The sequence below is a fragment of the Coleofasciculus sp. FACHB-542 genome (assembly GCF_014695825.1).
GTDB lineage: Bacteria > Cyanobacteriota > Cyanobacteriia > Cyanobacteriales > FACHB-T130 > FACHB-T130.
The window spans coordinates 1-9,517 of sequence record NZ_JACJPB010000035.1 but is presented as its reverse complement, the minus strand read 5'-3'; the positions used below and the strand labels follow the sequence as shown (position 1 = coordinate 9,517).

At 46.9% G+C, this 9,517-nt stretch carries 7 protein-coding genes and 2 pseudogenes; 5 read left to right on the top strand and 4 right to left on the bottom strand.

Annotation, left to right across the window (positions count from 1 at the left end; translation table 11 throughout):
- Positions 1-101: pseudogene (locus H6F52_RS11935) on the top strand (IS5/IS1182 family transposase); the annotation flags it as partial.
- Here the strand turns inward: H6F52_RS11935 and H6F52_RS11930 are convergent.
- Both H6F52_RS11930 and H6F52_RS11925 read right to left on the bottom strand, forming a co-directional pair.
- Positions 85-921 carry a tetratricopeptide repeat protein gene (locus tag H6F52_RS11930; protein WP_190534862.1) on the bottom strand — a complete coding sequence of 279 codons (837 nt, stop codon included), beginning with the start codon at positions 919-921 and terminating at the stop codon, positions 85-87. The pseudogene H6F52_RS11935 and the gene H6F52_RS11930 sit on opposite strands and share 17 nt — an antisense overlap.
- 4 nt (positions 922-925) lie before the next feature.
- A complete protein-coding gene (locus tag H6F52_RS11925) occupies positions 926-2,299 on the bottom strand; it encodes an ATP-binding protein (protein ID WP_190534859.1) in 1,374 nt (457 codons plus the stop codon).
- A gap of 227 nt (positions 2,300-2,526) precedes the next feature.
- On the opposite strand from H6F52_RS11925, the gene H6F52_RS11920 reads away from it, so the two are divergent.
- Both H6F52_RS11920 and H6F52_RS11915 read left to right on the top strand, forming a co-directional pair.
- A complete protein-coding gene (locus tag H6F52_RS11920; RefSeq protein WP_190534856.1) occupies positions 2,527-2,844 on the top strand; it encodes a hypothetical protein in 318 nt (105 codons plus the stop codon).
- Positions 2,845-3,021: 177 nt separating this feature from the next.
- On the top strand, positions 3,022-3,564 hold the full coding sequence (locus H6F52_RS11915) for a peroxiredoxin (protein ID WP_190534853.1): 543 nt from the start codon (positions 3,022-3,024) through the stop codon (positions 3,562-3,564).
- Positions 3,565-3,634: 70 nt separating this feature from the next.
- On the opposite strand, the gene H6F52_RS11910 is transcribed toward H6F52_RS11915, so the two are convergent.
- A complete protein-coding gene (locus H6F52_RS11910; RefSeq protein ID WP_190534850.1) occupies positions 3,635-4,240 on the bottom strand; it encodes a hypothetical protein in 606 nt (201 codons plus the stop codon).
- A gap of 296 nt (positions 4,241-4,536) precedes the next feature.
- Between H6F52_RS11910 and H6F52_RS11905 the strand changes: the two genes are divergently transcribed.
- On the top strand, positions 4,537-5,985 hold the full coding sequence (locus tag H6F52_RS11905; protein WP_242033927.1) for an efflux RND transporter periplasmic adaptor subunit: 1,449 nt from the start codon (positions 4,537-4,539) through the stop codon (positions 5,983-5,985).
- 100 nt (positions 5,986-6,085) lie between these two features.
- Complete coding sequence (locus H6F52_RS11900; protein WP_190435902.1) at positions 6,086-9,334, top strand: efflux RND transporter permease subunit; 3,249 nt, start codon at positions 6,086-6,088, stop codon at positions 9,332-9,334.
- A gap of 87 nt (positions 9,335-9,421) precedes the next feature.
- Here the strand turns inward: H6F52_RS11900 and H6F52_RS25470 are convergent.
- A pseudogene (locus H6F52_RS25470) lies at positions 9,422-9,517 on the bottom strand (IS5/IS1182 family transposase); the annotation flags it as partial.

Below are 9,517 nucleotides of genomic sequence, written 5' to 3'. Positions count from 1 at the left end.
AACTCAAGCAGTATCGAGCGATTGCAACGCGCTACGACAAGCGTGCGGTTAACTTTCTCGGTGCGATTCACCTCGCTGCTACGGTCATCTGGTTGAATTGATGACACGCCCTAAACTTTGGAGGCGATAATCAATTGCTTTTTCATAGTCTTTTAGTAGTCTATCGTAAACATCACCCAAGCCTCCTAGAGCTGCTATCTCCCAACGGGGTTGTTGAATTTCTCTTGCAAACCTTAAAGCCTGCTGATAGTAGTCAATTGCTTTAGTATAGTCTCCCTTGCTACTGTAAGTATCTGCTAAACTACTAAGAGCCGTTGTTTCTCCCAGGCGGTGTAGTATTCTACTCGAAAGCCTTAAGCTTTTCAGGTAATACTTAATTGCTTCTTCATAGTTTCCTAGAGAATGGTGATAGACCATTCCCAAACCTTCTATAGAAACTATCTCCCAATGATGGTTCGGAATTTCCTGTGCTATTTTTAAGGCTTGCTGATAATACTTAATTGCTTCAGTCGGTTTTCCTAGGGAGTAATAAGTAGTCCCTAGACTATGCAAAAAGATCCAGTTCAACCGGGGACTTAACTTATTTAAAATATTGAGGTACAAATGTGTTTGTTCACGATAGTAACCCCAAGTACCTAGCTGCTTGTGTAATTCTTGCTCTGTAGGAGTGTTGAGGCGAGTAAACAGGATTTTATCAGCTTCTTCCCAGGCTTCTACTTCACAGAGATGGTGAAAAGCTTCCAGGTAGCCGCGCACTTTCTCTAGATTGTTTGCATCTGGATTGGGTTTGTACTTCGTTAACCAGTTAACGACGGCTCTGTAATGGGTGCGCTTCCAATGCGGCTGAATCAACTTAATGGCTTCTGAATTGATACCAAGCTCTGCCAAGACCGATTCGCTAGGCGGTAAGATGTTACTCATTTTATTAATGCAGTTTTTTTAAGTGTTCAAGTGCCATACTGCGGATTAAATTGTGCTGTCTTAGCAGGAATTGATCGTCTTCAACAACTTCCTCAACCAGATGGCGATTTCTTAACACATCCAGCGCCGCCTCTTGCTGGTCTTCATCACAGTCCCAATCTTCCAAGTGACTCAGCCAAAAATCTTCCGTTACTGCACAGCGATACACAGAAGCTTCGCAAAGCAATCGATAGGCATTGAAGACATCCTTTTTCAAGCGTCCAAAAGTTTTTTCTAGCCGCACTCGCACATTTTTTCTTAATTCACGGGTATATCGATCTAGCCGCCACTGGTCATTGGCTGATGCTGTTATTCCTTTCGTTTTGGCTTCCTCAATTGCCTTTTCAACTTTTTCAATTTCATGCCCTTCTTTGTTCCAATAAGCCACTACATTGCCATTAGAAGGGGGACTGCAAATTTCTCCAGAAATCACCCTCAATGCCAGGGGATGCCCTTCATAAGCAGCGCCAATCCGTTCTAGATACGGTGTGTTTGGTGAATCTGCGCCAACTTCTAGCCCAGTTTTATCGAACAGCTGCAACCGCTCTGGTTTTGTAAGTCCACTTAAAACGGTGCAATCCCAAAAGTTTTTGTAACGCGCTGGGATTTGCTCTGGTAAGTCTTGTGAAGTTAGGATCATTCGACTTTGGCAAGATTCAGCTGATAATAAACTTTCAAAGAACTTTGCCCACTCGTTATCCTTAAAATCATTCCAACCTTCTTCTTCATTTCCTTCCAAAATCGATTCCAGAGAATCTATCACTACTAGATACCGATTCTCTCGCAAGCGTTTAACTAACAAATTCAGCAAATAATTTGTATCTTGGCGGTTTTCTTGTGTAATGGCTTCTCCCCACTTTTCCAGCCATCGAGCTGCAACACTGGCAAAGTCTGAAGCTTGCTGCTCATTTTCAAAATTTTCTTGATGAAACTTAGTCCAGTCAGGCTGCAATTCCACTACTAATCGTTCAGCCAAAGCTGTTTTACCAATCCCCGCTATACCAACAAGGATTAATAGGCGACACGACCCTTGAATTTTTTCTTTAAGTTCGCAAACTAACTGTTCTCGACCAACCCAGACATCATCATAAGCAAAAAATTCGGCTCTCGAATTTGTCTTGGTTAGTGGACTGTTATCAACAATCTCTTCCCAGTCCTCAATTCCTACGGCTTTACAAATTCCGGCAAAGGCATCTGTATCAATTGGTATAGAACGCCAAAATCGCTTTAAGTTATGCTTTTCACCCCAGATAGCAGCCTGTTTATTCCATCCTTTTTTCCTTCTAGCTTGCTCAACAATTTCTAGCCCCTGTTTGGATGCTCTGATAGTAGCTGCCATGCTTATCCTTTAATACCCATCGATACATATTTAACTTTTATAACTTCTACCAACTTATGGCTTGGCTCAATTTTGGCTCAGTTTTGAAACTAGAGCCAAAATTGCTATCAATCCAGAGCCGTTAAACCTATCCACTTCCAGGACTATAGACGTATCGGCTCTGGGAAGCAGAGATAAGCAATACCCTCTTCCCACTTCCAACAATCGCTCTGAATTAGGAATAAACAATGCAAGCTGAAAATTTCGTACAACTAGAACTGCCTGTAAATCTGGAGAAAATCGACCACCTCAAGCCAATGCAACAAGCAATTCAGAATATGCTAGACCTAATCTGGAATGGTGTGATTTTGCAGATTCCGCGACCCACTACGAAACATCTGATGAGTCAGCATGGAAAACTCATCGCTTTCAGTAATGGGGAAGCCTACATTAAAGTTCCATCCCTGCCCATTTTCCGGATAGCTCAAAAGAAGTTGCCAGATTTAGAAGCAGCGTTCAAGAAAGCTTTTGGTTACAACATCAAAGTCAGTTTAGTCATTGACTAAACTCTCAATTGATAACAAGAATACGCCAAGAACTTAAAGTTGCTCGCATCTCCAGCTTAAGGGGGATGCGATTTTTGTTGGGGATGAAGGATGCGATCGCTCTCGACGATTCGCCCCTGTTCGCAAAAAAGTAAAGGACTATTACAATTACAGCAATAAGACCAAAATGATATACCAATGCTGACATCTACTGACTTTAGCGGACTGTTAAATCAACGCTTCTTTGAGAATTTCTTGCCGATTCCAGCAACCAGCCGTTTGAACCTCGGAGAAACGACTCCAGCTTTTGAACTGCCGGACATTACTAACGGGAGGAGAGTTAAGTTATCAGATTACAGGGGAAAGCAACCTGTCATCCTTGCCTTCACCCGCATCTTCACCGAAAAGCAATATTGTCCTTTTTGCTTTCCTCACATCAAAGCGCTGAATGAAAACTACGAGCGCTTTACCAGTTTGGGCGTCGAGGTTTTGATGATTACCAGTACCGACGAACAGCAGAGCAAAACGGTTGTCAAAGACCTGGGGTTAAAGATGCCCTTGCTCAGCGACCCCAGTTGTCGGACTTTTCGAGCTTACTCTACGGGTCAAGCTTTGGGTGCGCCTCTGCCAGCCCAATTCGTACTGGATAAACAGGGAATTCTGCGCTATAAACATTTGTTCTCCTTCCTCGACCATAATGCTGAAGTGGAGAAGCTGCTAGAGACGCTCAGCGGATTGTAGATTACTGGAATTAATACTAATAAGTTGCGTTCAAGACTCTACTCTGTCTGAACGCAACTTGGGATGAGTATCAGGGAAGTGGACGAGAAAACCTGCGGAAAAGCGGCACATCGTTAGCCATTGAATTAGCCATCAAGAGAATATTTGACCGTTCTATGGTGGGAAAACTAACGCGATAAATAAAGTCATCCTGCTGCCACATTACGGAAGAAAATTCATAAGATGGCTTTTGCTTTTTTCCTTCCAATAGATATCCTCTAATATCTTTCCTTAAGGTGATGCGGTCGCCTGCTTTTTTATGTTTTTCTAATTCTCGTATCGCATTGAGAGAATTCTTTTTCTCAACCGAAAAACTTCCGACTAAGCACGGTTGGGGATTACTGTAGCAGGTAAAAAGGCTAACAGTATAAGCTAACGGAGTTTCTGAGGGGAAGACGCGGACAATCAACTCAGAAGGATCTACATCGGTGGGGCCACTCAGGAGAATTTGGGACGGCAAGCGCATAATCAACCCAGGCGGTACGCTGCTTTGAATTGTCTCTAAATGGCGTGTAAATACAGGAGCGGGACGAGCCTGTACGGGTACGTTCTCGGATGCCCTAATTACTACAGTCCCAGCCACCGCCAGGACGACTGACAGAAATAGATTTTTAACCCGCAAGAATTGGTAACGCAAGGATTTGAGAGTTTGTCAAGGGTTTTAAAAAAAGCATAGCAGCTGGAATGTTGCTCAGGGCGATCGCTCGCCCAAAACCAGAAGGCAAATGCCAAAATCCGACCTTAAGGCTGACCAAGAGAACTGCCTTCGCACTTTATGATTTGTAAAGTGAACGTTTGTAAACTATCAGCAGTCTAAATAGACAGGCAGGCACAGAGCTAACCTGTTGCCTTTGCATCTCACCGCTGGACAGCCCCGCCCAAGGTGAGTCCGAACCGTCTCCTGAGTGGAACACCCAAGTGCAACTTAAGCGTATGTCTCCTGATATCTCTGCTGCTCAAGCCTCTCGGCAGCAAACGAGTCAAAAATCAACAAGCCAACGGCAAAATCAAAAAATTCCCCTATTTATATTGATATTTGCTGTTTTAGGGATGCCTGGGTTGACCAGTTGTGGCATTCTGCCGAAAGCAGAAGCGGAGGCTCAATCTCCCAGAGGGCAAGAAGGGGGGCAAGGAAAACCTACACCAGTGGATGTGGCGATCGCTCGCAGCGAATCGCTTCAAGAAGATGTAAAATTTATCGGCACGACTCGCCCACTCAGAGAAGTCTCGGTGCAACCCCAAGTGGAAGGACGGCTGCTCTCTCTTAAAGCAGATGTGGGAGATCGGGTGGCGCAGGGTCAAATTGTTGCCCAGTTAGATGACACCACCTTGTTGACTAGCGTGAATCAGGCGCAAGCAGAACTCGCAACGCTTCAAGCAGAAGTTGCCCGCGCCCGAACTCAGGTAGCTAATGCCCGGACACAGGTGGAACAGGCAAAAGTTGAATTGCAGCAAACACAGCGGGATGCGGCTCGACTAGCTGGCTTGGCGAGACAGGGCGCGATCGCGCAGCAACAAGCAGAATTAGCTCAAACCGAAGCTCAAACGGCTCAACAAGCTTTGCTCTCTGCTCAGTCACAGGTGAGTACAGAACAGCAAGCAGTCGTAGCGGCTCAAGGCAGAGTCAAGGCGCAACAATCTGTACTGGCTCAAAGTCGCGAACGCCAATCCTATTCAGTATTAACTTCTCCAATTAGCGGCGTTGTCGTTTCTAAAGGGTTAGAACCGGGGGATTTAGCGAATCCAGGTAGTGAAATCTTGAAAATTGGAGATTTCAGCCGCGTCACAGTAGTGGTGCCAGTTTCAGAATTGGAATTGTCAAATATCCGGGCTGGACAATCGGTGCGGGTGCAATTAGATGCCTTCAAAAACAGGGAATTTCTTGGACAAGTGGCTCGCATTTCTCCGGCGGCGAATGTAGCGGCTCGTCAAGTGCCGGTAGAAGTCACGATTGCCAACCCCAAGGGTGAGATCGGCAGCGGACTATTGGCACGGGTCAGCTTTGCCTCAAATGCGTCCCAACGGGTAGTGGTGCCGCAAACAGCGCTGCAAGAAGCAGGAGAGAGAGGGAGACAGGCACAAGGAGGACAGACACAAGGGAGGCAGGCACAAGGGGGACAGGCAAGGAGCGAGGGAGAGAGCGCTTCCAACTCCCAAGAAAATGCCAAATCTAGTAAAGCGACGGTGTTTGTTGTGACTCGTGAAGGGCAACAGCCAAGAGTGCAGGCTCGATCGGTGACAGTGGGCGATCGCGTAAATGGAAAAGTAGAAATTTTATCAGGATTAAAGCCGGGAGAGCGATTTGTCAGCCGTGCTGGTAAGCCACTCAAGGATGGCGAACTTGTAAGCTTAAGTGTTTTATCAGAAACTGCAAAGCCTTAGAGTTTTGAGTTTTGAGCTTTGACTTCTTAATTCAAAACTCACTCATGCACTCAAAATTCCGAATTCACTCAAAATTCAGAACTCAAAATTCAAAATTATTATGTCTGGATTTAGCCTAAGCGCGATCGCCATCCGCCGCCATATCGGCACACTCATGCTCACATTATCTGTGTTGGTGATGGGAGTGTTCTTTCTCTCCCAACTCCAAGTCGATTTGTTGCCATCTATCACCTATCCGCGAATTGGCGTGCGGGTAGAAGCGCCTGGAATTTCCCCCGAAGTGGGAGTTGATGAAATTACCAAGCCGCTAGAAGAAACTCTAAGTACCACACAAGGAGTGGTGCAAGTTTACTCCCAAACCCGCGAAGGGCAGGTGAGTTTAGACTTATTCTTTGAACCGGGAGGCAACATTGACCAAGCGCTCAACGATGCCACTGCTGCCTTTAACCGGGGTCGCAGCAGACTCCCCAGCACCATCGAAGATGCGCGTTTGTTTAAAGTTGACCCCTCCCAGCTACCCGTTTACGAAATGGCGCTGCAATCCTCTTCCCTGGGGGATGCGGATTTGCGGGTATTTGCCGATGAAGAATTATCCCGCGAACTCAGTGTAGTCAATGGTGTCGCCGCCGTCGATGTTGCGGGTGGGGTGGAAGAACAAGTGCGGGTGCAAATTGACCTGAATCGCTTACAGGCGCTGGGGGTGAGTTTGGTAGATGTGTTGAATGCTTTAGGCGATCGCAATCAGGACATCTCTGGGGGGCGCTTGCAAGGCAACGACTCCCAAACGCTAACCCGTACCGTCGGACGCTTTCAGGATGCACAGGAAATTAGCAATCTCTCCTTTGAAGTTGCTTCCTCAACTCCCAGCCCAGTAGGAGCGCAAAGCCCTGCACTTTTACCACAATCTCGCGTTTATCTAAGAGATTTTGCCGAAGTCATTGATGGTACAGAAGACCAGCGGGTATTTGTCTATCTTAATGGGCAACCAGCGGTAAAACTCAGCATTCAAAAGCAACCAGATGCCAATACTATCGAGGTGGTGGAAGGAGTTAAAAAACGCATCGAAGAACTCCGCCAATCGGGTGTAATTCCCGCAGACATGAAACTGCTACCCACCTTAGATGAGTCAAAATTTATTCGCAACTCCCTGAATGATGTCATCGTTTCTGCCATCTCCGGAGCATTACTTGCAGCCGTAGCAGTTTTGTTTTTTTTAGGGTCACTGCGACAAACTTTGATTATTTCCCTGACGATTCCCCTTTGTACTCTGACGGCTATCGTCTTGATGAAGTTTTTTGACTTGTCTTTGAATGTGTTCAGTTTGGGAGGTCTGGCGTTGGGGATTGGTCAGGCGATTGACACCAGCGTCGTGATCATGGAGAACATTGCGGAAAGCATTGGCATGACTCCAGGCACTCGGACAAAGCAACGGTTAAACAAACAAGAGATAATTGATCAGTCGATTGTCAGTTCCCAGGAAGTAGAATCAGCAATGGTTGCTGCTACAGGCGCTAACCTGGTATCTGTAGTGCCATTCTTGCTAATTGGTGGCTTTTTCTCACTACTATTTAATGAATTAATTCTGACGATTTGCTTTGCAGTCGCAGCTTCACTTTTAGTAGCTCTGACCGTTGTACCTGTTCTCACATCTCGGCTATTGGCTATCCGCTGGTCGAGTCGGGTAGGTGAGTTTCAGTTGTTGCGGCAATTTAACCGTTCTTTTGAGGCGGCAACTGGCAGCTATACTCGCACTTTAACGAGGGCGCTGCCTTATCGAATATTGATAATTGCGATTTCGGTTCTGGTTTTGGGAGGCGGTAGCTTGTGGATGGCAGGGCAAATTCCTCAAGAAATTCTGCCTCGTATTAGCACTGGTCAAGCAAATTTATCTGCCCAGTTTCCTCCGGGAACTAGCGTGGAAACTAACCGGAAAGTGATGGCAATGGTTGACGAAATCCTCACAAAACAGCCCGAAACTGACTATGTATTTAGCACAGCCGGAGGTTCTCTTTTCGGCAGTAGCACCAGTGCAAATCCCCTCCGAGGTTCCAGCTCCATCACCCTCAAATCCGGTACAGATGTCGAGAAGTTTGTCGAAAAAGTCACCCAAGAGTTAAATAAACTGAATTTAGCGGGGATTCGTCTGCGGCTCAATCCCGGTCAGGTGCGAGGTATCATCCTAACGAACTCGCCAGTGCGGGGAGCGGATGTTGATATCATCCTCCAAGGAAACGAAGATCGACCGCTGCAACAGGCAGGGCGGCAAGTGGTGCAAGCCTTGGATGAGCAAGTAAAAAGTGCAACGTTTCGACCGGATGCTGACCCTCGGCAACCAGAAGTGCAGATTCGACCGGATTGGGAGCGTGCAGAGGAGTTGGGGTTGACGACGCAAGACATTGGGCAAACGATTCAGACAGCAATCGAGGGTTCTGTACCAACGCAGTTGCAAAGAGGCAATCGCTTAGTAGATGTGCGCGTACAATTCAATGAAGAATCGGTGCAACGCGCTTCGCAATTAGAGGAGCTGCCCTTATTTGTCAATAACAACAGCTTAGTTCGGCTGGGTGATGTCGCGACCATTTCCGAAGGGCAAGCGCCTGGAGAAGTGCAACGGATTAACCAACGACAGGTTTTTATCATTGCTGGGAGTCTCAGCGAAGGAGCTAACCTCAGCGATGCCTTTGCAGAGGTAGATCGGGTGTTAGAAAATTTGCAGTTACCTGAAGGCGTGACTGTACTTCCTAGTTCCGCAGCCGAAACCAATCAGCAGTTGCAAAATTCTCTGAAAACTTTGGGGGCGCTATCAGCCTTCTTAGTGTTCGTGGTCATGGCGGTGCAGTACAACTCGTTAATTGACCCCCTAGCCATTATTCTGACTTTGCCATTAGCTTTAGCTGGGGGAATTATCGGGCTTTACGTCACTAAAACCGCCATCGGTGCTACTGTTCTAGTCGGTGCCGTTCTGCTGGTAGGCATTGTGGTGAATATCGCTATCATCATGATCGAGCTAGCGAACCAGATTCGGGAACGAGAAGGATGCGATCGCCAAACTGCCATCATTAAAGCCGCTCCCCAACGTCTGCGACCGATTATGATGACTACCATCACGACGGTTTTGGGCTTACTGCCGCTAGCCCTGGGCATCGGGGAAGGCTCGGAATTCCTGCAACCTTTGGGCATCGTCGTCTTTTTTGGGATGTCTATCGCCACCATCCTCGCCCTGTTTATTATTCCCTGTTTGTATGTGCTGCTGCACGAAGTACCCGGAAGCCAGCAGGTACTGAAATGGCAGCGATCGCTATCGAGAAAATTTGCCCGTAAAACTTTTTCGAGCGATCGCAAGTTCTAATTTGTGCTGTCTTTAGCACTCAGAGTTTAACCCCACCCCTGTCCCTCCCGGTCAACGGGAAGGAGTTCAATAGACCTCCTGCATGAATCAGGAGGCATGTGCCAGTTCGTAGTTCAGCAAGCCAGCAATTAGGTTTAAGCGCAAACCAAATCTCTGCCTGCGATTGCGATAACGTCCTGAAAA